Genomic DNA, 23824 nt, shown 5'->3' with positions numbered 1-23824 from the left:
CCTATATGCCCATCGGATGAACATCCGATGCTTCCTGAGTGGCAGAGCCATTCAGAAAGACGGCCGTCCTGATTACATAGTAACTATGAACATTAACGCTAACTGCTAATCCGATCCTCCCCGTTCTTTGTTCCGTCGGCAATGCCCACATGGAATGAACACCAGGGACCTTCAAAGAGGCGAATATTATGAAAAACATCTATGAAAAATACAAACACATTCTTCCCTTTGCATTATACTTCTTCGTATATATGACCTGGTTCTCCTGGCTGGAGCAAAGACATATATGGAAATATCAGGTAATCCATATGGCGGTTGACAACTATATTCCTTTTAACGAGGTTTTCATCATTCCTTATTTCCTGTGGTTTGTCTACGTACCGGCAGTTGTCCTGTACCTGGCTCTGCACAATAAGGATGACTACTACAGAACAGCCATCTTTCTCTGCACCGGAATGACGGTATTCCTTCTGGTTTCCACCTTTTTCCCCAACGGACACCATTTAAGGCCCGCCGTAATGCCCAGGGACAATATCTTTACCCAGATGGTCGCTTCGCTTTACAAAATGGATACCCCCACCAATCTCTGGCCAAGCATACACGTATATAACTCACTGGGCGCGCATTTCGCACTCTCCCGCTCAGAACTGGGCAGAAAAAAATGGCTGCGCAGAACCTCCGGGGTTCTCTGTGTTTCCATTATCCTGGCAACCATGTTCCTGAAGCAGCATTCCGTCTTCGACGTACTTACCGCTTTTGTCATGGCCGCAGCCATGTACGGAATCGTTTACCACTACGACGTACTCATCTACCTGAAACAATACAGAACTGCAAGACGTGCTGCAAGAGCCGCGCATAAAATCCGCTGATTTATGATTTATGAAAAAAGTTTCTATGCAAAATATTTAAAGCAAAACAATATGCGAGGCAGGTAACCGACTAGATTACCTGCCTCCTTTTTATAACCACATCCTCCCTATCTCCCCGCCCGCTCCTAAACAACTTCCTCTACACCCCTTGCCCTTCCGTCCTTTTGCCCTTCCGTCCCCACTATCCCCTCCGGGAGGACTTTTTCTTCCGCCACGGCGCCGCTCTAATTAAATTTGAAGAACCTTTGACAGAGCTTATAGCCCTCCACTGAGATCTTCCTGCCGCCCTTTCCCGGCAGATTGGTATAACTGCCCAGCAGCCCATACCGCAGCCTGAAAAACACGAACGGATCCTTCTGCTTGATATATTTCCACAGCTCGTTTTTCTTTTCCAGATTCTCATCCGTACCGGAGCAAATCAGCATAATTGACGATACCGTAGTAATGATATCCAGGTAGTTGAGCATATAATTGCGCAGCTTCTTATGCGTTGCCAGAAACTGCTTTTTAGCAGTCACATAATCCACCATGATTTTATTTACCTTCAGCTGCTGATCGATTCTCCCGATCATCACCTTTTCATTTACGGACTGATCCGCGCGGCCGATATAATACCTGTAAAAATTCACATCCATATAATACATTTTCTTCACGTACGGCAGCGGCTCAAACACGAAAAGATTGTCCACATAAAAAGTATGCTCCGGCAGCTTCAGCCCGCAGTCCTTCAGAAGCTTTGTACGGAAAATGACGGAATGCATAAGGATATACTGCCCCTTATGGAACCGGTGCACATCATTCCATGTGAAAATCTCGTCCTCCGGGAGCACATGGCGGTAACGGATTACCTTTTTGCGCTTTTCCCCTTCTTTTTCATATACATAATTGGCGATCAGCATATCCAGGACTTCCTCGCCGCCTGTAAGCTCCGTAAGCTTGTCAAGGATTTCCCTGTAAGCCGTATCAGAAACCCAGTCGTCGCTGTCCACCACCTTGAAATACAGCCCCGCTGCATTCTCGATGCCTGTATTTACCGCTGATCCATGGCCTCCGTTCTCCTTGTGGATGGCTTTGACTATGGCGGGATACTTTTCCGCATATTCATCCGCAATCGCGGCTGTGGCATCTGTGGAGCCATCATCCACAATCAGGATTTCCACGTCCTCTCCGCCCGGAAGCAGGGAATCAATACATTTCCTCATATATTTTTCAGAATTATAACAGGGTACTGTTATAGACAACAATTTCATATCTGCTCCTATCTGGCGCCTGGCGCCTGCGCGGTTTCGTCCGCGTTCTTTTCAGAAAGGGAGAGTCTGTTTCGCTTTTGTCCCTTCCTCACTTCTTTTCTTCGAATTTATCATTTCCCAGCCGTATCTGCAGATATCCGGTATAAGCCGCGTAGGCCGACGGAATGGGATATTCTTTTTCCGTCAGGGAAGGCTTAATAAACAGCAGTCCCTCCTGCGTTCCCCCTACGGGCTCCAGTTCATCCACGCGTACCGCATAGCCAATCATATCCCATTCCTTATGGGTAAAAACATGTCTGGAATCAGGAAGCTTCTGTATCCTCAGAGGATGCAGCCCCTTTTCTTTAAGCAGGGCAAGTACCTCCTCCTGGCTCAGATGCCCTTCCTCCGACGGGAATTCATACATTCCGGCCAGCATCCCCTTTGCGGGCCTTTTCCTGATGGCGGCTCTCATGGCATCCTGAATGACAAGGATCGTTTTTTTCTCAATACTTCTTGCCTTCTTTGCCGCCTTTTTAGGAAATTCTGTTTCTCTGCCCTCTATGTGCGCCTTACAGGAGGATTCCCACGGACATTCCCCGCATTTCGGCGCGCCGTTGGGAATACAGACAACGGCCCCCAGCTCCATCAGCGCCTGGTTAAAATCCCCCGGTCGATCCTTTGGCATTACCTCCTTCAGATCCTCTTCCACGCTTTTTCTCACCTTATCATTGAGCATGTCCCTGCCGTCCGCCCTGTATCTGGATATTACCCGCAGCACATTACCATCCACAGCCGGCACCGCCCGGCCATATGCGATGGAAGCCACCGCTCCCGCCGTATAGCTGCCTATCCCCGGAAGCTTCAGCAGCTCTTCCCGGCTGTCCGGCATCCGGCCGCCGTATTCCGCCATAATTGCCTGCGCCGCCTTCTGCAGGTTCCTGGCACGGTTGTAATAACCAAGTCCCTCCCACAGCTTGAGCAGCTTATCCTCAGGCGCCTGCGCCAGCTCCGGTATTCCCGGAAGCGCCTCCATAAAACGCTCAAAATAGGGCTTGACGGCTTCCACTCTTGTCTGCTGGAGCATGATCTCCGAAACCCACACGCGATAAGGCGCGGGATTCTCTCTCCAGGGAAGCACCCGCCTGTGTCCATCATACCATTTCAACAGCGGCTGCGCAATATCGCAGAGATTTTCATTGTTATCCGCTTCGCATACGGCAGGCCTGTCTGCCATACTTCGTCCTTTGGCAGTTTGGATGAAACATTCCTGCTTTTTGGCTTCGGGTTTCAGAACAACGGGGATCTCATAACTGATTTCCATGCTGTCCTGCGTCACATGACAGCCTCTGGCGTAAATAGCAACACCGGCCTCCTGCGCCCTTTCAAGCGCCTGGGCAAAAGCAGGCTGTGTTTCCCAGTTAGGCGTAAAACGGCGGATTCCTTCCATCTGTACCACGAACAGTATCCCCGCTTCATATCCGTTTTCCTTAGCCTGGATGAGTTCCTCCACATGCTTGAGGGCACGCAAAGAGGGGGCATCCGGAAACAGCGCCTTCCTTTGCGTTTCCAATGTTACCCCCTTAACCTCCAGCCACATTTTCACAGCTTCCGATTCCACATAGAAATCAAAACGGGAATTCCCGTAAGTACATTCCGGCTTTATCAGCTTTACCGGAGCCAGCAGGCCTCCTGATGCCAGCCATTCCCCGGCAGCCAGATTCGGTGCAGCCGAATCCATATTGACAAGCAGCCCGCCCTTTTCCACCGCCACCAGATCGTAGTCGGTTTTCCGTTCGGGGTTGCCGCTTTTTTCCAGATAGACTGTGACGCCCTTTTGCAGCAGTTCCCTGCATCTGCCGGTATTTTTAACGTGTACTTTTTCCTGCCTGCCGTCAATCTCTACATAAGCGATAAAACGGTTCGGCCGTTCTATAAAGGTTCCTTTCACGATATCTTTATATTTCATAAAAACAGTTAATCTCCTGACTGTTACTGCTGCTCTTTCTACTGCTGCCGCCTTTGCCCGGAAAAAATTCTATCTGAGTCTGTTGCACTCATATTTTTCCAGAGTAACGATGCAGTTCTTAAGCGTCATGTAGCGATCCTCAAGTTCCCCTTCTTCCAGCTCCAGATCCAGGGAAACCGCCATGGTATTGAGCATGTCGTCCGTGATACGGCTGTGCAGCCCCACCAGAATATTCAGCTTATCCTCATAGGTATCAGCATCCAGGAACTCTACCAGCATTGGATCCAGATTAAGTTCTTCTTCTGCCTCTTCAGGAGAATCCTCCCCACATGCCTTTGGCGATCCGTTTTCTCCAACCGGCGCTCCAGACGGCTTATCCATAATCTGGGGCACAAGGGTGAAACGGTATTTTGCCTGTACCTGAGGATACTTTTCGTGATCAACTTCGCTGACAAACATGGAAAGAGGTCTTACAAATACCTGAAAATCACCATACAGGGCCTGATACACAACCATAGCCTCTCCGGTCTCCGAATGCGTGGCAAGCGTGATTATACGATAGAGATTTCCTTTAAAATGCTGATAAATTTCATTTGGTTCGGGGATTCTGTCCATTTTGCTTCTCCCATCTGCTTATACAGCTCCGCCCTTAATGACAGACGGATTCATTAAAAACAGCCGGTCCCTTATCCGGCGGCCGGCACCGATTATGCTTTATTATACCCCAAAACCTGTGTTCTGTCATTCCCCAATTGCCGGGGATTCAGGAAATTCATTACAGCTGTCACAGTTCAGATAACTGAAACATGCCCGCAGTCCGCACATCTCTTATGTTCCGTACTGTGCCCTGACTGATTTGTTAAAAAAATTCCTGATAAATCCTGCAGTCCGGCGCACCGAATTCCACTTTGCCTATACGCTCCAGAATACCCTGTATCTCTGATTTATCCAGATTTTCAAATCTTCTGTTATGGATTTTCAGCAGATAGGTCTTCTCTCCCCTCACATCCCTGCTGAAGGTCAGGGTCAGCCCTGAATTGGCATAGCCCTCTTCTTTCAAAATCTTCCTGACCTGAGCCAGGTAGTCCTCCTCAAGGCGGCTGTAATATCCGTCCTCCTCACGGAAGGCATCCCTCGACTGTCCTTTCACCGTACCTGCTATACAAAATGCGGAAATCACGATTAAAACCACGGTTACTGCTATCAAACCCGCTCTGCTTTTAATTCTTTCTGCCATAGATTCTTCCTCCATCCTGCGCACCTTTTATCCCTTGCGGCACCTGTTCTGTCCGATATCAGTTCTTTTTATTATGTCTTACTTTTTATATGATAATGATGTTTGTTTATAGATTAGATGCTCCGAAAAGGAAAAAAGTTTAAAAATCTTTCCTAAATTGCATTAAAAAAATAATCCAATAAGATTTCGTCATACTTTGCTTTAACTACAAAAAGCAAGTAATGTTTAGTTCCCTCACAATTACTGCCAATATCCATCCTAATTGCCTTCGGCGATGGATTTTAGCACTCCTGAACCAATTATGTTACGGGTAGCGCTTCATGCTGGCCTGCGCAGCTAAATGCGTTAACCTGTTTAACAGTTATTAAAGCGTAACATATACTTCTCTAAAAACCTTCTAAAAATACCCTGTTATATTTCATTCAAACAGTCTCCTGTACAGGCGGTATTTTATAAAAAGATCAAAAAATACCTCTGACAGAAATTTTTTTCCCATCAGAGGTATTTTTTGATTTATTTACAGCTGTCCGGCAGCATTTTAGTTGCCGTTATTTTATTAAACATCGGTTGGATAACCATATCTGGCAGGTATGAAGCCAGCCGGATATTACGGCTGGACAAGAGCTTCTCCCACAAGCCTGTTGACAAGGGCGCCGTCCGCCTTTCCCTTGACTCTTGGCATAAGCTCCTTCATAATTTTCCCTTTGTCCTTCACAGTTGGCGTTACGATTCCCAGGCCGGCAAGAACCTCATTTATTTCTTTCCGGATGGCCTCTTCACTCATTTCCTCCGGCGCAAATTCCCTGAGTACCGCAAGGCGCTTCTCGCATTCCTCTACAATATCCGCCCTGTCTGCGGGAGCCAGATCCTTTGTTTCCTGGGTCTGCTTGATTTCCTTCTTAATGACCTCATTTTCTTCCGCTTCCGTCAAATCCTCTCTTTTGTCAATGGCCTTGTTCTTCAGCGCCGCAAGAAGCATGGAAAGCGTATCCTTCCTCTCCTTGTCCTTATTCTTCATGGCAGCTACCATTTCAGCTCTTACTTCATCAATTTTACTCATAATTTTCTCCCTTCTGCGCACCTTGGCGCCCATGTTATTTAATCCGCCCAGCTTGGACGGTGAAAAATCTTTTTGCCTTTATTGATTTTTAACCAGCATCCGTTCCGCCGCCCCTACAGCGGCTCCCGCCTCTTTCCTATAATTCTTCCCTGCAAAAATAACAGGTATACTTCTGTCTGCTTCCCTGCGGCACCAGATTTTCCGCACCGCAGTAGGAGCATTTTATCACCCGCATGCCCTGGGGCACGCTGTCACCCTCATATAATCTTTGTGCAGAAGGCAGACCGCCAGTCTCCCATCTGCTCCGCATTTCCTCCTGCCGCTTATCCTGCAGGTGATCCGCCTCATCCAGCACAGCCTTCTGGCGCAGGTAATCAGTCGTTGACATATTGGCCTGCTTTTCTGTTGCCATTGATGCCGGCGGTGTTTGATGAGTTCCTTTCACTGCACCGTGCCTGTGCTTTTCCGGAACCGTACCTGCGGAATAATCCGGCTGTGCCGCGCGGCTCTGCGGCATTGCATTCCCGTTGTTCCAGGTATTCTGCGGCGGTACTGCGGCGCCGTTCTTATTATAGGGATTCCGGTCCTTTGTCCCCGAACCGTTACTTTTTCCCTTCAATACGCCGGATACAGCCGCCATGATTACAATCCATATGATTACAGAAATAATACCGCTCATACCTTTTCTCCTTTGCTATTCCGTAGTGTGTCTGAAAACTGCCTGCCCTGAACCATAATGGCTGTCTTTACACAAACCCGTCCAGGATTCGAAACCTTTTACTAAAACGCGGGCAACGGATTTTCAATGCGGTTAACCTGCATTGCTGTTTTTGTTTACTCCGGAGCTGTACCTTACAATCAGCAGTTCAACACCCATCGTATCGTTCAGCCGCCCGCTTTTTACCGCCTCATCGGTATCCACGCACGCTTCCAGCGCTTCACGCAGCTCTTCCTTTTTAAAACGGGAAGCCTGGCTTACGTATTTACCCGCTATAAAGCTGTGAAGCCCTGTCTTTTCCCCAATTTTCCTGTTGTCATAGCCCTTTGCCTTCAATTCCTTTACCTGGAGCAGCAGATTAAACTGCCTTCCTATCAGGAACAGGATACGCATCGGCGGTTCCTTCAGCGCCAGCAGATCATAATACAGCTTCAACGCCTCCCGCTGCTTCTTCAGCGCAATATCCTCGACCATGTCAAAAATCTGGCTGGTTACCTGATGCGTGCATACCGCCTCTATATCCGCCTCGGTAATGCTGTCTTTTTTCAGTGTATAACAGAAGAGCTTCTCCATCTCCCTGCTGATGTTTTCCATGTCGGACCCTGTTTTCTGCAGGAAAAAATCCAGGCCCGCAGGAGAAATCGTTTTATTCTCCTTCTTAATCCTGCCCAGAATCCACCGCTTCAGCGTAGTCTCATCCTGTGTGGCAAATTCCACCGCACAGCCGCAGTCCCTGACAGCCTTAAACAGCCGGCTGCGCTTATCAACCTCCGACTCTATGAACAGGATGCACACGGATGGAGCAGGCTCCTTCATATAATCCGCCAGCTGTTCGCCGCCCTTTTTAAAAAGGCCGCTGTCCTCTATCAGAATCACACGCCTGTCCGCAAAGAAGGGCATGGTTTCCGCCAAATCAATCACTTCACCGGAATTCACATCCTTTCCTCTGAAAGCGGTGAAATTCATGGTATCGCCTTCCTGTACAAGCGCTTCCTTCAGCCTGTCCCTGTACTGGTTCTTCAGGTAGGCCTCCTGCCCATAAAGCAGATACGCCTGTTTGAACTGTTTCTTCTTTATGTCTTCCAACAGCTGCTGCATTCTCAGTTTCCTTTCCTGCAACGGTTCAGGCAGCTGAACTGTTACTTTTTCTTCTCTTCATTCCTTTGGGTTGTGAACTGCCGGGGTTTACTTTTATTATCATGACATATTCCGGGCCATCAGTCAACGTTCAAAAAAGTCTCCACCGTAATTTTTTTCTGCCTTCTGCGCACCATAACCGCACCGCATTCGTTTGTGACAAAAACCGGGATATGTGCGGCTTTCAAGCGCTCAAGAACCGCTTTATGCGGATGTCCGTAGGAATTATTTCTGCCGCAGGAAATAAGGGCGCAGGCCGGTGCTGCGGCATCCAGGAATTCCCGGGTGGTCGAGGTTTCAGAACCATGATGTGCGGTCTTTAAAATATCGCAGCTTTGCAGAAGTCCGGGGGAAGAGGCAAGAATTTTTTGTTCCCCCTCCGCGTCCACATCTCCGGTGAGCAGGATGGAAAAATCCTTATCCCCGTTCTCCCCCCGCAAAGTAAGTTGCACAACCAGAGAGGCTGTATTCCGGTCCGTAAAGCTGTCCCTTCCATCCGGATGCAGACACAGGAATTCCGTTTTCCCATCCTTTAAAAGATCCCCGGCCTCCATACGGTACACCGGAATGTGATAGCTTCCGGCCATTTCCACAAGCCGGGACGGCTCATCCTGAACGACATGGGCCTGCGGCAGCACCAGGCCGCCGATGGAAACGCCGCTCTTTTCCGCCCATTCAAAAACTGCCTCCAGCCCATTGATATGATCCGCATCCCAATGGCTTACGAATACCGCCTCCAGCCTGCCCACACCCTGATATTTCAAAAATGGGATCACCTGCCAGGTTCCGGTATCCTTCTGCGAGGAGCTGCCCGCATCATACAGATAATGCTTACCGCTCTCCGTTCTGATATAAATACAATCTCCCTGCCCCACATCCAGCATGGTCATCTGCATACCGTCCTGAGGTTTTAATGCAAAAACAAGACACAGCAGCGCTGCGGCAGGCACGCCTGCCGGCCTGGGGATTTTCTCCGTCAGAAGCAGAAGAAGCCCAAGACCTGCAGCAAAGACAAGAAGCTGCCACAGCTCCGGCTTTCCCGCATGCCAGATCCCAGGCAGACCTTCGGAAAGCAGACACAGCTTTTCATAAAAAATAAGGATTCCTTTCACCGGAAGCGCCAGCATACGAAGGAAAACAAAAACCGGCTCTCCTATGCCCCCAACAACGCTTCCGGCCAGTACAAGAAGCACCGTTCCTCCCATGAGAATCCCCATCAGCGGGATTACAAGCACATTCAGCAGGATGGACAGAAGGTTCCATTCATAAAACACAGAAAGCAGCACCGGCAGGGTGGTAAGGCTGATGCAGAAGCTGGAACGGAATCCCTGAAGCAGCCTCTGCATGACGGGATGCTTCTGTTTTTCCCCATACATTTTTATATAATTTTTCTTTCCTTTGTCTTTTCCGAAAAGCTTTACAGCATCACTGCCCATCCGTTCAAAGGCAGGAATGGTGACTGCTGCCCCGGCCGCCGCAGCAAAGGACAGCTGAAAACCGCCGTCCTGAAGCCAGGCAGGGTTTTCAAGCAGGAGCAGGGCCGCCGCCGTGGAAAGCGCGGTGGGCATATCATAGGTCCTTCCCACAATTTTGGCGGTCATATAGAGTAAAAACATAATGCCCGCCCTGGCCGCGGATGCTGAAAACCCGGTCATGACAAGATAGGAAAAAAGTACGCCGCAGGAAAGGAGGCCGGACAGCTTTCGTGATAAAAAGCGGCTCAGCAGACGGTAAAGCCCCATCCCAAGCAGGGATATGTGCAGGCCTGAAATCGCCAGGATATGGGAAATCCCGGCCCCCTGATACAACGCCTTAATTTCCGAATCCATTCCCTTTTTTTCTCCCAGAAGCATGGCCTTCAGTACAGACGCTTCCTTCTGCGGGAAAATATTTTCCAACACCTCCCCAGCGCGGCGACGCAGACGATACAGTGCATGACGCCAGCCGGAATAGCCCTCGCTCTTCCCCGTCAGCACAGCCTGGGAAAGCTGCATGCTAATACCCTGCCCTGCATAATATGCCCTGGCATCAAACTCACCGGGGTTTGTCGCTGTTTTAAAATGGCGCGCCTTTCCCCGATAGCAGGCCCTGCTGCCGATCTCCGGCAGGCGCACTTCCCCCTCCTGCAGCCTGCACATCACACCGGTACCGCCCTGTGACCGCATTGGCATTTCCTGTTCCTGAGCAGACTTTTCCAGTGTCTGCGCCGGCATTCCCTGTTCCTGAGCAGACTTTTCCCATACCTGCATATCTATTTCCTGCAGCTGCTTCTGCGCTTCTTTTTGCGCCGTAATATTCTGTTTTAAGTCTCTGTCTGAAAAATTTACTGCCCTGATACCGGCAGCCGTGAAATTGTTTAGATTTGTATTAAGAGATATACTGTCAGTTTTTATTAACTCAACATCTGGATCTTTAAAATTAAGATCCGATTGCATTTCTGCCCCCTGAAAGGGAAGCGCATCCGCAGCCTTCAGATAAACGATATGTACCATCTGCCCGTTTTCCGGGTCCATATAGCTTGTGATATCCGAAACCGTCCCGGCAACCACAGCCGTCTGCCCGTCCTCCGCCGGAGGGGAGGGCTGGGGCAGCGGCTTTATCCATGTCATTATCCGGACTGCGGCCGTAAAGCCCAGCATTGCCAGGCATAAGGGCCGTCTCATTCCACATTTTCTCCTGTCTTTACGAGATCCAGGTTTCTTTCATAAAGATTGGACAGATTGAAAGTCTCCCTGTATACGATGTCTGTCTTTCCATTTACGGCTATCTGCACCTTGTTTACATTGGGAAGCTCCACCAGGGAGTTGGCAATGGAATAAATCACCACATCCGCAGTAACATTATAAAGCTGCGTCATGAAGTTTTCATCAAAATTCACGTAACAGATACCATCCTTGACGGTTACGCTCAATATTTTCGTACCTGGATTAATCACCGGATATACGCCGTCGATGTCAGGACCCTTTACCAGATATTCCACCACCAGCTTTTCCATGGAAATATTGCTGTTGTATTCCACAGGCTTGACGATTTCCACCAGGCCATCCCCGGCTTCATTGGCAAAAAAGAGCTTGAGCTTCACCATTTCATAGGAATTGATTTCTTTTCCCGCATTGTCAATGAACGCATCGGCAGTCATGGGACCGATTGCTGTGCCCGTGCTGTCTGCAAGCGGCTGTCCTCCCACCGTCATCAGCACATGATTGATTCCTTCCGCCTGGGAAAGCGTCCTCACCAGCGCCGCCCTCACCAGAACCTCCGTGGTGGGCGCAAGCTTTCTGTAGCTTTCATCCACATCCAGATCCAGCTGTCCGCCTTCCTCCACCCGGAACCCGGTCACCTGGAAGCTGTTTCCCACGGAAGACTTCAGGGACACATCCCCCGGCACCGCTTCCATAGCTTCCAGCAGTCCTGCTATCTGTCCTGACTGCTCCCCGGAATCAATATAGTGAACCTCTTTGACTATTTTTGTTTCTTCCCTGTTGAGATAATAGATATCAAAGGCCGTTCCTTCCGGTTCCGCCGCCCCCGTACTGCAGGCCGGAAGCACCAGGCAGAAAAGCAGCAGCATGCTGACTGCCCATGCCGATTTTTTGTTTGAAGCATCCTTTTTTCTGTTCGAAGCATCCTTCATTCGATTTTTGAACCTCCGTTCAGGCTTTCCGTTCTTCCATACATGCCAACTGTATCTCAGATACAGTCCTGCGCTGCCTTATCAATTTTTCCTGCACGATAATCCCCTGTAAAAAGGCCGCAGAAAACCACGTCATCTTACATAGGTAAGCGGGATCTTTACGGTAAAGCTGGTGCCTTCTCCCTCCGTACTGGCTACCTTCACCGAACCGCGGTGAAGAAGGATGGCATTTCTGGTAATGGCCAGCCCCAGTCCGGTGCCGCCGATTTCCCGGGAGTGGGATTTGTCCACTCTGTAGAAACGCTCAAATATATGATCGTAGTCCGCCTCCGGAATGCCGATACCGGAATCGGAGATCTCCACGGTAAAAAACTGATGATCCGCATCCAGCAGCACCTTGACCCAGCCATGCTCCTTGTTGTACTTAATCGCATTTTCCACCAGATTGGTAAATACCTGGGTAATCTTCACCTCATCAATTTCCGCGGTGACCGGGCGTATGCTTTCAAAGGTCACCTCCACATCCCGCAGCCTGGCAATGGGGCGGAGACGCTTTAACACCGATTCTATCAGTTCATTGATATCCACCGCCGTGATATTCATCTGGGCGGCCGTCTTGTCCATTTTTACAAGGGAGAGAAGATCGTTTATGATTTTATTTTCGCGCTCGATCTCATTGGCAATATCCTGCATGAATTCCTGATACAGCTCCAGAGGCGCGTCCTCCTGCTGCATGAGGGAATCGGCCAGAACCTTCATGGAGGTAAGCGGCGTCTTCAGTTCATGGGAAACGTTGGAAACAAATTCCTGCCGGGAATCGTCAATCACCTTCATCTGCGTCAGCAGCTGGTTAAAGGCATCGATGATGTGCTCCGTTTCGATATAATCGGGAACTGCAATGGGCTCGTCCGTAAAACCGTCCTTTACCTCGGTAATCGCCTGGGTCACCCGGTTGAAGGGCTTGACAAGAATGGAAGAAAATCCCACAGCCACACCGAAAATACAGATGATCATCACGATCTCTATAATCAGGGCCTTCCGGTTCAGGATTTCCATTGTCGTCGCTATGCTGTCCGTGGAAACACTGGCAAGCATAACTCCAACTACCTGGCTCTGCTCCGGCTTCTTCCCCGCATCCGCCTGCGTTGTCTGATTCTTTCCGGAGCTGGGGGCTTCGATGGGAATGGTCATTTCGATATAACCGTTTTCCTTGTCATACCGGGTGGTACTCTCTCCCTTGAAACACCGGATGACCTCCTCGGAAATAATCGTTTTGCCTTCACTGATACTGTATGTATCTTTTACTATACGGAAATTGTCGTTAATGATAATAACGCGGCCGTCGTACAGATTGGACATCTGTTCCAGCTCCGCGTTAATTGCCTCATTTGAGGTATCCTGCAGATAATTATTGTTCAGAAGATGGTTGGCAATGATCTTGAACTGCGTCTGCGTATCCGAGATACGCAGATTCACCGCACGTTCTTCATAGCTCTGAAGGATACCAACCCTCATGATGAAGCTGGGAAGGATGCCCATCACCAGCATCAGAAAGAATATATAGACCTTCATGCTCCTGAGAGCAGGTATTTTCATAAATAGCTTTTTAAGCCTGGTAAGCATTTTGGCAGCCTCTACTTCCATTCAGCCTGGCACATTCCCCAAAGCCGGAAATCAGGCTCTGAAGAAGTAGCCGACTCCCCACTTTGTATGCACATATCTGGGTTCACTTGGATTGCTTTCGATCTTCTCACGAAGCCTTCTGATATGGACGTCCACCGTGCGGACGTCTCCGGGATAATCGCTTCCCCATACCAGCTTCAGAAGATTTTCACGGCTGTAGACTTTGTTGGGATTTAAGACAAGCAGCTCCAGCACATCGAATTCCTTGGCTGTCAGGTTGACCTCCTTGCCTGCAATATAGACGCGCCTGCTGTCGCAGTCCAGCTTCAGATCCCCGTTCACAACGGTTTTGGGCGCGTTTGACGCGTTATCCCTTACTGTGGTCCTGCGCATTATGGCCTTGATCCTGGCCTTGACCTCCAGAATATTAAACGGCTTTGTAATATAATCATCGGCGCCGTATTCCAGGCCCATGATTTTATCCATATCATCATCCTTGGCTGTCAGCATGACGATGGGGACATTGGAAAATTCCCGTATCTGCTGGCATACCTCCAGTCCTGTCAGCCTGGGAAGCATGATATCCAGAAGAATCATGTCAAATTCCGAATTTCTCGCCTGCTCCAGCGCTTCCTCACCGTCATAGGCGCAGGTGACCTCCATACCGTCCTGCTCCAGGCTGAAACGGATACCTTTCACAATCAGTTTCTCATCGTCTACAACCAAAACCCGCTTTCCCATAGCTCCTCCAAAGATTTTATTCCGTAACTGCCTGGTTTCTTCACAGTTACTGCCAAATCAATCCGAAACCGCCTGCGGCGGTGGATTTATGCACTCCTGAACCATTTTCCCGCATGCAGCGCAGCAAATGCTCCTGCCGGCCGGACCTTTCCCATCTTTACTGTCTGACGCATATCCTGTCCTTCAGCTTTGCAAAGCTTCCCTCCTTGATACCGTCCACCTTCATAATATCCTCAATGGATTGGAATTTACCATTCTGCTGCCTGTAGGCAACAATCGCATCAGCCCTTGTCTGACCGATTCCCGGCAGTGTCATCAGCTCCGCCGTATCCGCAGTGTTGATATCCACAAGGCCGCCCTTTCCTGATCCATTTTCCTCCATAACCCCGTCCGGCGAAAAAATTCCCTGTTCCGCTTCTTCCAGGGTCGGAATCACAATCTGCATCCCGTCCGATATGGGCGCCGCCTGGTTCACACCTCTTTCCGCCGCGTCCTCCGCAAGGCCGCCTGCCGCCTCAACGGCATCCACGACCCGGCTTCCCGCCGGCAGCCTGTACACTCCCGGCACAGCAACTGCGCCGCAAATATGTATCACACACTCCGCCTCACCGGACGCATCCTCACCGCCGGAACCGCCCGCCCCGGGAAACGCTTCCGCCTCCCCCGCTGCGCCTTCTCCGTCCGCATCTTCCTCCCCGGCCCCTGCCGGAACCTGATCCTGCGAAAGCTCCCGCAGATCCATATCCCTGCCGCATCCGCTGAATATGAAAGAAAAGACCAGTACCAAAACAAGTACTGGAGTTATTCTGCAATTTGACATTTTATCTCCTTTTCAACGTATCACCGCTCCCGGCGCACCCGAAAAGGCCCCCGTAACTCACTGCCCTTCCATTGTAAAATAAAAAGAAAAGTTTTACAAGAGGAGAGTGGTTTTTTTTCACAGCTACAAGCCGGGCAGGCAGGAACAACAGTCTTGCTGCGGGGGAGCTTGCTCACCCACAGCAAGACTGTTGTTCCTGCCTATGCGGCGCCAGCCGCAAAGTGAGAGAGCGCAGCTCTCGAACCCCGGCGCCCGCCCCCAACCCCTAATCCCTTGCCCTTAATCCCTTAATCCCTTGCCCTTATCCCTCTCACTCCCACTTAAACACCACAATCCCCGCAATAGCCACCGCCATCCCAATAGCCTTCCGCCATTCCCATCCGGTCTTCTCCACACCGAACATCCCGAACAGCTCAATCAGATAAGCCACCAGCAGCTGCGCCACCACGATCAGCATAACGGCCCTGGCCGGCCCCAACATATCCATACTCTTAATCACCGTATAAGTAATGAAAGCCCCGATAGCGCCCCCCAAAAGCATATACTTGGGCTGCACCTGAAACACGCCGAGAAGAGAACTCCTATCCGTAAACGCCCATGCGGCCAGACACACAAGCAACGCCGTGAACTGCACAAAGCAGTTGGCCGCCCAGATACTGGACGCCTTAGTAACCTGCGTGTTAAAAACCCCCTGAATACTCATCAGCGCGCCGGAAATCAAAGCAATAAATAAACCAATCATATAGGCCTCCTGTCATAAGGGTCTTTTCAGGCTCCCGCAGCGCTGCAGCGGTTTCCAAACCGCTACAGCGCCATCTTGAAGCCCCGCCCTTTTCTACATTCTGCCCATACGATTGGCAACTTATTCAAAACTATTCGGAGCCGCACAGTCCCTCTGCGGTAACCGGCAATCCTTACTCTTCCTCGCCGATATAGCCTTCCGTCTCCTCAACAGGCTCCTCGATATACTCTTCCTCAAAAGGCTGGCCCGTCACCTGCGTCATAATCTTTTCAGACAGCGCTTTTAACGTATCCGTCGCGCTTTCCCCCGACCATACACGGGTAAAAGCAATTTCCATCTGCACCCAGTAATTACTCGTTGCCATCATCTTCGGAATCGGCACCGACAACGCATACTCCCTGCCAAACGCCTCCGCCTGGGGATTTTCAAAGCTCACGCCCTTCCTGGCCGGCATCCTGCCCGTACGCTCATACAGATTCTGCGCACGCTCCCCGGTCAGATAAGCGGCAAACTCATTGGCAATGTCCTTTTTCTGGCTGTAGCCGTTCACCACCACCGCATTGGTCACGGAAAGACTGCGCGTCTTCAGCTCCTCATTGATATTGGGGATATTCGTCACCCCATACTCATACGGAAACTCCCCGTCCTTCTTCGCTTCCTCGATCCTGCCCACAATATCCGTGGTAGCCACCGTAAAAACCAGCTTGCCGTCAATAAATTCCTGAATTACGGAATCGTAATCCACCTCATCCGGATCAATGGAAAAAAACTGGTTCAAAGCCTGATATGCCATCAGACACCGTATGGCGTCCAGATTATAAATATCAATGCTTTCCGTATCGTCCCCATTGGGGCCGCCCACATCAATATAATTTCCCACAAAGAAATAATTATAAAAAATATCGTCCACATCCCACTTAAAAACAGCCTCAACCTGCTCCGGCGCGTCATAGCTGTCCGCAAACGTAAGGATATTATCGATGGTGGACGGAATCATCGCATCAATCCGTTCCTCCAGCTGCGCTTCTTCCGGGACAAACGTTTCCGACTCGCCGCTCTCTTCTCCTGCCCCCTGAGCGCCCTCTGCACCCAGAGCCCCCTCTGCGCCCTGCGTCCCTTCAGCCGCCCCTTCCGTATTTCCGGCATCAAACGGCTCACCGTTTTCATTCAGCGCCTCCATGGCGGCCTCGCCTTCCGCCGCATCCGCTTCCGCCTCCAGGGAAGCCGCCGCCAGCGCTTCCATATAAGTTTTATTATAAATCAGCGCGCTTGTCTCATAATAAAAGGGATAGCCGACCAGCCTGTCCTTATAGGTCACCGCCTCCAGCGCCGGCCGGGAAAAATTCTCTTCGCTCACAAGCCCCGCCTCATCCTTCACAGGACTTGCCAGCCCCGCAAGATAAGCCTTTTCCAGACAGTCATTGCTTATAATATATAAATCCGGATAAGAATTGGTCTGCAGGGAATCCTGGTTGATCGTCTCCAGATATTCAAGGCCCGATACCAGCTTCGGAATCACACGGACATCTTTTTCCTCTGAAAAATCCAGGGCAACGCTGCCCAGATAATCGCTCAGGGCTTCGTCCGTATACCATAAATTCACCGTAGGCTTACTAAGCAGGGCGTTGTCGGGTATTTTGGCAAGATCAGCCAGCCTGTCGCTTGCGATCCCATAATAAATCAATACACCGGCGGCCGCCGCGACCGCTGCCACGGCTGCAATTCTTTTCCAAAGCTTCATGCAAAATCTCCTTTTTTCGGGGCGTTTTTAATACCGTCCGGCAGACAAACAGAACAATAGGGCTGCCGGAGGCTACGATATTTTTACTTCATCCAGGCAGTCCCTGAGGATTACGATCATGTCATCCACATTCTCCCGGGTAATCACAAGAGGCGGCACAAAACGGATAATATTGGTTCCCGCATTGATCAGGATCAGCCCCTTTTCAAGCGCACGGCTGATAATATCCCCAACAGGGATGGAGAAAACCATCCCCTGCATCAGTCCCACGCCTCTGTGAGCCTCAATAAAATCATAGTTATCCACCAGGGCGGCCAGTTTTTCTTCCAGATATGCACCGACCTGTCTTACATTATCTATTATATTGTCCTTTTCGAATAAATCAAGAACTTTACTCACAGCCGCGCAGGCCAGCGGATTCCCTCCGTAAGTGGTGCCATGGTCACCGCTTGTCAGGGAATGGGCTCCCACCTTTTCCGTCATCAGGAATGCGGCCACCGGAACGCCGCAGCCCAGAGCCTTTGCCGTCGTCATAATATCCGGCTTCACGCCGTAACGCTGCCAAGCGTACATATAACCTGTACGCCCCATTCCGCACTGGATCTCATCCAGAATAAGAAGGATATCCTTTTCATCACACAGGGCGCGCACCTTTTTCAGGAACTCCTCCTGCGCAGGATAAATACCGCCTTCTCCCTGCACGGTTTCCATAATGATGGCACAGGTTTTGTCCGTCACCTGTGAAAGGACGCTGTCAAAATCATTCAGCTGCGCAAAACGGATATTTCCTATCATCGGCTCAAAGGCTTCCCTGTAATGGGGATTTCCCGTCACGGAAAGCGCGCCGAAGGTACGGCCGTGGAAGGAATGCTCCATGGCAAGGATCTCATGATCCGTGCGTCCGTCCTTCAGATATGCATATTTCCTGGCTGCCTTCAAAGCGCCTTCAATGGCCTCTGCGCCGCTGTTGGTAAAGAAAACCCTGTCCATGCCGGAAACCTTTTTCATTTTCACAGCCGCCTCCACAGCAGGCACATTGTAGTAATAATTGGAGGTATGGATAATTTTATCGATCTGTGCCTTCAACGCGTCGTTATACTCCCTGTTGTTATAGCCCAGGGCAAAAACAGCGATGCCGGCGCAGAAATCCAGGTATTTTTTGCCTTCCATATCATACAGGTAAACGCCGTCGCCCTTATCCAGAACCACCTGATACCGGTTGTAGGTATGTAAAAGAGCGGCTTCCGCCTCGTCGATATATTCCTTCATGCTCAAAGCTTTTTCACTCATGCCATTCTCTCCTTTTTACCGCTTCCTACACTTCCTCATCATCGGATATAATCGCCGTTCCCACGCCTTCGTTTGTAAAAATTTCCAGCAACAGGCAATGGGGAACCCTTCCGTCCAGGATATGCACCCGGTTAACGCCGTTGCGGATGGCTGAGGTACAGTTGTTCAGCTTGGGCAGCATGCCGCCGCCGATGATTCCTCCGTTGATTAATTCCTCCGCCTGTCCGGCAGTCAGCCGGGAAATAAAAGAGGATTTGTCATTGATATCCTTATACAGCCCTTCAATATCAGTAAGGAAAACAAGCTTATCCGCTCCCACTGCCTTGGCAATGGCGCAGGCGGCATCATCCGCATTGATATTGTAAGTATTGAAATCATCATCCAGCCCAACCGGGGCCACAATCGGGAGAAAATCCTTTTCCAGAAGGTCATAGAGCACCTTGGGATCCACTTCCTTGATATCACCCACAAAGCCGATGTCCTGGCCGTCCGCATATTTTTTATCCACCTTCAGAAGGCCGCCGTCCTTGCCGCTGATACCTACGGCTTTGACGCCAAGCTCCTCCACCATGGTCACCAGATTCTTGTTTACACGGCCCAGGACCATTTCCGCGATTTCCATGGTTTCCTCATCCGTCACGCGCAGGCCGTTCACAAACCTGGCTTTCTTGCCTACCTTGCCCACCCATTTGCTGATGGCCTTTCCGCCGCCATGCACGATAATCGGCTTGAAGCCCACCAGCTTTAACAGGGTAACGTCCTTGATGACGTTCCTCTGCAGCTCTTCATTGCTCATGGCGCTTCCGCCGTATTTTACCACAATAATTTTACGGTTGAATTTCTGAATATAAGGCAGCGCTTCAATCAGCACCGATGCCTTCTGCATTACCTGATCCATTTCCTTCTGTTCCATCTTCGCTCTCCCATCACATGTTTGCATCCGTCCTTTTAAAATTGCCGCACGATGGGCCGGATGCTTTCTTCCCCTGCGTATTCATACGGTCTGCGCTGCAAAATGCGCAGGCCTGTATGAATGCTTTCATTGCGCAATATATTTTTCTCAGGAGCGGTAATCCGCATTGATTTTTACATAATCATAGGTGAGGTCGCAGCCCCAGGCAGTTGCCTGCGCTTCGCCCATCTTCATATCCACAACAACAGTCACCACAGGGCAGGAAAGGATTTTAGTAGCCTCCTCCTCGCTGTAATCCGTGGCCTGGCCGTCCTTATATATCTGAATCCGTCCTGCGCTGCTTTCAAAGAAAAGCTCAATCGCCTCCGGATCGAAGCTGGCTCCGCTGTAGCCAAGCGCGCAGAGAATCCTTCCCCAGTTGGCGTCATGGCCGAAAATGGCCGCCTTGGTCAGGCTGGAGCAGATGACGGATTTGGCCAGCGTCCTGGCGTCCTCTTTATTTGCCGCATGGATGACTTTTGTCTCAAACAGCGCAGTAGCCCCTTCACCGTCCCCTGCCATCATTTTTGCCAGCGTTTCGTTTACCTCGTGAAGCGCCTGGCAGAAATGGAGGTAATCCTCGTTTTTCTCCGTGATCTCAGGGTTTCCGGCGCAGCCGTTTGCCAGTACCACCAGCGTATCGTTGGTGGAGGTATCGCCGTCTACGGAAATCATGTTGAAGGTGTCCACCACATCCGCGCTTAATGCCTCCTGCAAAAGCTCTTTGGAAATGGCGATATCCGTGGTTACAAAGCCCAGCATGGTGCACATGTTGGGATGAATCATCCCACTGCCCTTGGACATGCCGCCTACGGTCACGGTTTTGCCGCCGGCCTCAAACTGCACAGCCACCTGCTTGGAAATCGTATCCGTGGTCATTATCGCTTCCGCCGCTTGGGTCCCGGCTTCCTGCGTATCTTTTAGGCAGCCTGCCAGAGCCGCCACGCCTGCGGTGATTTTGTCCATGGGAAGCTGCATGCCGATAACGCCTGTGGATGCTACAAGCACGGAATCCCCGGGGATTTGCAGCGCGCCTGCGGCGGCGTCTGCCGTTTCCTGGCAGTAAGCGTAGCCCTGGCGTCCCGTACATGCATTGGCGATTCCCGAATTCACTACCACGGCCTGAATATAGGGGGAGGTATTAATTTTTTCCCGATCCCATACCACCGGCGCTGCTTTTACCACATTGCTGGTAAAAACACCCGCCGCCTTACACGGAACCTGGCTGTATACCATCGCCATATCCTTCCTGTTCTTATACTTCACATTTGCTTCCACGCCGGCCGCCATAAACCCCTTTGCAGCGGTCACGCCTCCTTTGATATGTTCCATATTCTCCTCCTTTGGGCAGGGTTGAAATCCCCGCTGCCGCTTCAGTCGTTAAAACGCTCTATATTTTCAGTGTTAAGTACAAAATCGTAATAGTTCAGATCCTCCCGCTTCGTCCAGCCGATGCAGCGCCAGAAGGTATTTCCCACATCATTCTTGGTAAAGGCAATGAGGGATACCTTGCTGATATTCTCCTTTTTCAGCGCATTCATGGCAAAAACCACCATGGATTTGCCGATTCCCCGCATCCGGTATTCCGGATCCACACAAACATGGTACATACAGCCGCGTCTGCCGTCATGCCCGCAGAGAATTGCTCCCACGATTTTTGAATCCTCCACCGCTACCACGCTGGTTTCCGGATTTCTTTGCAGAAAGCGCTCCACGCCTTCTCTGGAGTCGTCGATGCTGCGGATGGAAAATCCTTTGATTTTATGCCACAGCCGGCTTACCTCGTCATAATCATCAATGTTCATTGTTCGTACCATGTTTGTAATTCCTCACTTCTTTATGTATTTCGGCAATCTGGTAAATGGGACTGCCACATGCCTTGGAGAGTATCTGCAATTTTCTCCAAGCCTTTTTAAACGCTGCGGGATGTAGCGGATGTCTGCTTTCACCGCGTACTCACATATATTCACGAATCACGCTCCAGGCCTGTATGAGTTTTTCCAACGTCCATGCCGCATTGGCCGGGCTTGTGGAAGGCAGTCTGATAATTTCCCTGCCGGCCTGCTCCATACAGTATTTCCGGTAAAGCTGGCACGCCTTATCCCCGTTGGCAAACACCGCCCGGATGGAGGTCTGCGCCAGAAGGCCGCCGATGTCATTGGCCTTTACATTGCGGATGGAACTGTCGCTGGAGCCTTCAATATCACAGGTATCTATCACATCCCAGATGGCAATATGGCCGTCAAGGAGCATTTTCTTCTTTTCTTCAATGGTTACGGGTACCTCTTTCTTAAGAAGCGCCGCCGTCACCCTCCAGAACCGGTTCTGAGGATGGCCGTAGTAAAACTGCTGCTGCCTGGATTTCACGGAAGGGAAGGTACCCAGTATCAGGACACGGGAATCCCTGTTGAAAACAGGCTGGAATTCATGGGTTACTCGTTCCATAAGCTTTTTCCTCTATTAAAGAATTTACAGTTCAGCCTGCATCCACTCTGCAGTCTCCAATATTCTATGACAGTACAGAAAACTGGAGTGTCAGAGAATTCTTCCCTCTTTATAGCACGCCGCAATGTAATCCCTTGACTGGTAATAAAAATCAGTATTATAATCGGAAAGATGATCATCAATCCATGAATGATATACTTCCCAGATACCTTCTATAATCTCATCATCGTCATAGCAATCTTCAACCAGCCTTTCATACACTTCACCAATGGACCAGTAATCGGGCACATGATATCTGCAGTCTGACACATTATCAAAGGAAGCTTCCGGAATCTGATATTCTTCAATAAAATCGGCCGCCACCTTTGCTATTGGTTCACAGTGAAAAACATCTGCGTATTCATAAATTCTTTCAATAGCCTCCTTACCAAGGGCATCCGTAATAAATTTACGAGGCTGCAGAACCTTGCGTCCGATAAATTCAATGAGACTGCATGTAAAAAACAGTGCACTGTTATTTTTTTCTGCCATGGATTTTTTCACTCCTTTGGAATGTGAGGGTATCCAGCGCCAATATAGTATGGAAACTTATCTGATGTGTTGGGCGATTAAATTTTGCCAGTTCCCAGAAAGCTGCTCTGGATATCTTTCCATCTATAAAACTTTGAACGAAATTGAATATCGTATCGTTTGCCATTGGTCCTTCAACAATATCGTAGCTATGAGGCTTACCTAAACGACAATCCACAATAAAATCAAGCCATTCATCCGTCATAACATCAAACTTTAAAAATTTCAGAGAATTATCCGGCGTATATTCATAAATATTAATATAGCCGTCTTTTCCAAATCTTGCCGCCCACCGTTCCGCCTGCTCTTGATATATAGTACAGTAAAATCCAAAATAAAAGTCCTTATTATAAACAGCTTTTCTGATTTCAGGGAACTCTACAATTTCCCTGCTGCCATGATATAGCTCCATATACACCCTTCCCAATATTTTCAACTTTAAAAACCTCTTGCAGTTTACGCCTATCCGTACCTTCTGTCAATTCCTTCCTGGCAGCCACCCCACATCCACAATCATTTACTGTTTGTTTTCGCTCTCTCCCCGGTAAACCACCTCAAATTCCTCGCAGACGCAAATCATGTCTTCGGTAAATTCAATTCCGCACTCTTCCCTGCACTCCCGGGAAAATGCTTCTCTGTGGGCTTTTTCCCAATAGGCCAGGGATTTATCGCCTTCGCCCTCCCTGCGCGCATATTCTTCGGTAATATCACAAAAACGCACCTGTGTTACCTTTGTGATCCGGGTGATGCAACGGGGCCGCTGTGCGCTGTCCAGGATGACGGAATAGTCTCCGGCGCACGGAAGCGGCTCCTGCTCCAGTTCATAGAGCTTAAGGAGGCTGGTGGTGGCTCTTTTTTCTCCGGTCAGCACAAGCTCGCAAAGCTCATCCGCGATTTCCGGATATCCGTAGTAATACGCCTCATATTTTTTAATCTCCGGGCAAAATCCTTTTACGAAATCCGCAATACTGTTTTGCTCCATTTATCCCTCCCAGCCTCAGGCTTCCGGCATTCGGCTCTTCACCACCCTGCCTTAGAATTACAATT

Annotated in this window: 23 protein-coding genes; 1 reads left to right on the top strand and 22 read right to left on the bottom strand. The window is 49.9% G+C overall.

Annotated features, from left to right (window positions below; translation table 11 throughout):
• Positions 1 to 188 precede the first annotated feature (188 nt).
• Positions 189 to 869, top strand: a complete 681-nt coding sequence (locus FYJ45_RS12660) for a phosphatase PAP2 family protein (protein WP_154464874.1) — start codon at positions 189 to 191, stop codon at positions 867 to 869.
• Between the two features lie 224 nt (positions 870 to 1093).
• Here FYJ45_RS12660 and FYJ45_RS12655 read toward each other — a convergent pair whose 3' ends face one another.
• The 22 genes from FYJ45_RS12655 to FYJ45_RS12550 form a co-directional block, all read right to left on the bottom strand.
• Positions 1094 to 2119 (bottom strand): glycosyltransferase family 2 protein, encoded by a 1026-nt coding sequence (locus tag FYJ45_RS12655; protein ID WP_154464873.1) that lies wholly within the window; start codon positions 2117 to 2119, stop codon positions 1094 to 1096.
• Between the two features lie 88 nt (positions 2120 to 2207).
• Positions 2208 to 4067 (bottom strand): A/G-specific adenine glycosylase, encoded by a 1860-nt coding sequence (gene mutY / locus FYJ45_RS12650; protein ID WP_154464872.1) that lies wholly within the window; start codon positions 4065 to 4067, stop codon positions 2208 to 2210.
• A gap of 69 nt (positions 4068 to 4136) precedes the next feature.
• Complete coding sequence (locus FYJ45_RS12645; protein WP_154464871.1) at positions 4137 to 4682, bottom strand: DUF1653 domain-containing protein; 546 nt, start codon at positions 4680 to 4682, stop codon at positions 4137 to 4139.
• Between the two features lie 244 nt (positions 4683 to 4926).
• Positions 4927 to 5304: a hypothetical protein gene (locus FYJ45_RS12640; RefSeq protein WP_025490724.1), complete on the bottom strand. Its 378-nt coding sequence runs from the start codon at positions 5302 to 5304 to the stop codon at positions 4927 to 4929.
• A gap of 607 nt (positions 5305 to 5911) precedes the next feature.
• Positions 5912 to 6364 carry a GatB/YqeY domain-containing protein gene (locus FYJ45_RS12635; protein WP_154464870.1) on the bottom strand — a complete coding sequence of 151 codons (453 nt, stop codon included), beginning with the start codon at positions 6362 to 6364 and terminating at the stop codon, positions 5912 to 5914.
• Between the two features lie 136 nt (positions 6365 to 6500).
• The gene (locus FYJ45_RS12630) at positions 6501 to 7043 is read right to left on the bottom strand and encodes a hypothetical protein (protein ID WP_154464869.1); all 543 of its coding nucleotides are present in this window, start codon (positions 7041 to 7043) and stop codon (positions 6501 to 6503) included.
• 132 nt (positions 7044 to 7175) lie between these two features.
• Positions 7176 to 8180, bottom strand: coding sequence for a DNA polymerase III subunit delta (gene holA / locus FYJ45_RS12625; protein ID WP_025490720.1), 1005 nt, complete (start codon positions 8178 to 8180; stop codon positions 7176 to 7178).
• Positions 8181 to 8299: 119 nt separating this feature from the next.
• Positions 8300 to 10882 carry a DNA internalization-related competence protein ComEC/Rec2 gene (locus FYJ45_RS12620; protein WP_154464868.1) on the bottom strand — a complete coding sequence of 861 codons (2583 nt, stop codon included), beginning with the start codon at positions 10880 to 10882 and terminating at the stop codon, positions 8300 to 8302.
• On the bottom strand, positions 10879 to 11853 hold the full coding sequence (locus tag FYJ45_RS12615; RefSeq protein WP_154464867.1) for a GerMN domain-containing protein: 975 nt from the start codon (positions 11851 to 11853) through the stop codon (positions 10879 to 10881). Before FYJ45_RS12615 ends, FYJ45_RS12620 begins: the two co-directional genes overlap by 4 nt.
• A gap of 132 nt (positions 11854 to 11985) precedes the next feature.
• Positions 11986 to 13476 carry a sensor histidine kinase gene (locus FYJ45_RS12610; protein WP_154464906.1) on the bottom strand — a complete coding sequence of 497 codons (1491 nt, stop codon included), beginning with the start codon at positions 13474 to 13476 and terminating at the stop codon, positions 11986 to 11988.
• Positions 13477 to 13527: 51 nt separating this feature from the next.
• Entirely contained in the window at positions 13528 to 14217 is a 690-nt protein-coding gene (locus FYJ45_RS12605; protein ID WP_154464866.1) for a response regulator transcription factor, read from the bottom strand.
• 157 nt (positions 14218 to 14374) lie between these two features.
• Complete coding sequence (locus FYJ45_RS12600) at positions 14375 to 15037, bottom strand: helix-hairpin-helix domain-containing protein (protein WP_154464865.1); 663 nt, start codon at positions 15035 to 15037, stop codon at positions 14375 to 14377.
• A 310-nt stretch (positions 15038 to 15347) separates the two neighbouring features.
• A complete protein-coding gene (locus FYJ45_RS12595; RefSeq protein WP_021638114.1) occupies positions 15348 to 15779 on the bottom strand; it encodes a DMT family transporter in 432 nt (143 codons plus the stop codon).
• 172 nt (positions 15780 to 15951) lie between these two features.
• Positions 15952 to 17520: a sugar ABC transporter substrate-binding protein gene (locus FYJ45_RS12590; RefSeq protein WP_154464864.1), complete on the bottom strand. Its 1569-nt coding sequence runs from the start codon at positions 17518 to 17520 to the stop codon at positions 15952 to 15954.
• Positions 17521 to 17592: 72 nt separating this feature from the next.
• On the bottom strand, positions 17593 to 18810 hold the full coding sequence (locus tag FYJ45_RS12585) for an aspartate aminotransferase family protein (RefSeq protein WP_235930784.1): 1218 nt from the start codon (positions 18808 to 18810) through the stop codon (positions 17593 to 17595).
• A 25-nt stretch (positions 18811 to 18835) separates the two neighbouring features.
• Positions 18836 to 19723 carry an acetylglutamate kinase gene (gene argB / locus FYJ45_RS12580; protein ID WP_154464863.1) on the bottom strand — a complete coding sequence of 296 codons (888 nt, stop codon included), beginning with the start codon at positions 19721 to 19723 and terminating at the stop codon, positions 18836 to 18838.
• A gap of 147 nt (positions 19724 to 19870) precedes the next feature.
• A complete protein-coding gene (gene argJ / locus FYJ45_RS12575; protein WP_154464862.1) occupies positions 19871 to 21094 on the bottom strand; it encodes a bifunctional glutamate N-acetyltransferase/amino-acid acetyltransferase ArgJ in 1224 nt (407 codons plus the stop codon).
• Positions 21095 to 21135: 41 nt separating this feature from the next.
• The gene (locus FYJ45_RS12570; RefSeq protein WP_025490710.1) at positions 21136 to 21579 is read right to left on the bottom strand and encodes a GNAT family N-acetyltransferase; all 444 of its coding nucleotides are present in this window, start codon (positions 21577 to 21579) and stop codon (positions 21136 to 21138) included.
• A 139-nt stretch (positions 21580 to 21718) separates the two neighbouring features.
• Positions 21719 to 22207, bottom strand: a complete 489-nt coding sequence (locus tag FYJ45_RS12565; RefSeq protein WP_025490709.1) for a DNA-deoxyinosine glycosylase — start codon at positions 22205 to 22207, stop codon at positions 21719 to 21721.
• 90 nt (positions 22208 to 22297) lie between these two features.
• Positions 22298 to 22738: a hypothetical protein gene (locus tag FYJ45_RS12560; RefSeq protein ID WP_154464861.1), complete on the bottom strand. Its 441-nt coding sequence runs from the start codon at positions 22736 to 22738 to the stop codon at positions 22298 to 22300.
• Positions 22722 to 23189, bottom strand: coding sequence for a DUF3990 domain-containing protein (locus tag FYJ45_RS12555; protein ID WP_154464860.1), 468 nt, complete (start codon positions 23187 to 23189; stop codon positions 22722 to 22724). The genes FYJ45_RS12560 and FYJ45_RS12555 overlap by 17 nt, the downstream gene beginning before the upstream one ends.
• A gap of 105 nt (positions 23190 to 23294) precedes the next feature.
• Positions 23295 to 23759 carry an ASCH domain-containing protein gene (locus FYJ45_RS12550; protein ID WP_154464859.1) on the bottom strand — a complete coding sequence of 155 codons (465 nt, stop codon included), beginning with the start codon at positions 23757 to 23759 and terminating at the stop codon, positions 23295 to 23297.
• Between the last annotated feature and the right edge of the window lie 65 nt (positions 23760 to 23824).

It is taken from the genome of Eisenbergiella porci (assembly GCF_009696275.1).
Lineage (GTDB): Bacteria > Bacillota > Clostridia > Lachnospirales > Lachnospiraceae > Eisenbergiella > Eisenbergiella porci.
Note: the sequence above shows the minus strand (reverse complement) of the source record. Positions and strands in the feature narration are given on the sequence as shown.